1 protein-coding gene is annotated in these 1,421 nt (G+C 46.4%); it reads left to right on the top strand.

Annotated elements, in window-relative coordinates:
• Positions 1–104 precede the first annotated feature (104 nt).
• A partial coding sequence (locus tag ACXJ5O_RS26945; RefSeq protein ID WP_457302587.1) for a hypothetical protein occupies positions 105–1,421 on the top strand: 1,317 nt, incomplete at its 3' end.

Genomic DNA, 1,421 nt, shown 5'->3' with positions numbered 1-1,421 from the left:
GGGTATGGTCAAGCTTGTCAAATAATTTGGGTATGAACCTAGCGTGCCGCAGCACATCACACGAAAAACATATAACATCCAAAAAGTAAAAAATGGGGCGGAAAATGAGATCTGACAAAGTAGCGGAAATAGTTAGTTCTGCGCAAAAGCTTGAGGCCGAAACTCAAATGCTGGTGGGGTTCTTGCAGAGAAGTACAGATGCTGAAAATAGATCTTTTGACATCTCGCGCACCATTCCCACTCGAGATAGCTCCACAGCCGAACTTTTCAGTAGAATTCTATATGTAACAGCTTTTATCGCGAAGTTTGCAGATGCGCGCGCCGAATTTGTGCCTCTCGGAGTTTTAAGTATTTTACTCGACGCATGTAATGATGTCTCCGCTCAACAGGCCAACCTCATAAAGCAAATCGAGCTTGATACGTCGAATAACGGGGGCATGAATCGATTCGAATATTCAGATTTCAGTATGCATATGAAAAATGGTGTATCCGTCCCGATACAACAACAATTCATTTCTCYATTTCTTTCGGTAGAGAATCTTTTATCGGCATTCGCGAATACACTTATGGTGCTGAGACCAAGTAAGGGTGTGATTAATTTTCAAGGGGCCGCGAACACCCTAACCCTGCTCTTAGATGGAACACGAACGGAGCATGACAAACTAAAGGACCAACTAGCCAAGACGCAGAAGGTTCTCGCCCAAGTAGTCGCCTCCGAGACAGAAGCACAAGCCTTCGCCGGAGAGATTGGGCGGCTTCATAAAGAGGTCGTTGGTGATAGACAAACTGTAGGCGAGTACATGGCGGAGATTACTCAAAGGAAAGCCGATTTTGACGCAATCATCTCAAAGACAGCCGGCCTTGAAGCTGAGGTTAACGAGTATCAGGAGAAGTTTTTAAGCTTTGACCGACAGATCGCTGCGCGGGAATCCAAGATGGCAGGCGGAAGCGCCGTCCTTGAAGCATTGGCGGCTTCGCTAAAAGAGCAAGAAAAGGATATAACAAATGCAATAGTTCGAGCTGAGCAAATGCTTGCCTCTTCAACTACTGCAGGCTTGGCATCGCATTTTCACAAAATCCACGGTGACCTTACTAAGGAAATGAACTCCGCGCGCCTGTCGTTTACCATTGGCATTTGGGCACTTTTCATTTCGGCGATTCCTCTCATTGTCCTTATATTTTCGCCAGTATTATTTCCAATTTTAGAAGCCATGAGGCCAGATTGGTCGATTGCGCTCCAAAGGTTTACGCCGGATCGAGCAGTAGATGGATGGCAATATACTGGACAGGTGTTGTCACGGTTTATCATTCTGGTCCCCGCTGCGTGGTTTGTACGCTTCTCCTCTATAAGGTACGCTTCGCTGTTCAGGCTTCGCGAACATTATGCTTACAAGTACTCAATGGCAGTCTCAGTCGACGGC

It is taken from the genome of Phyllobacterium sp. P5_D12, assembly GCF_054049495.1.
This window is presented reverse-complemented; position numbering and strand designations above follow the sequence as displayed.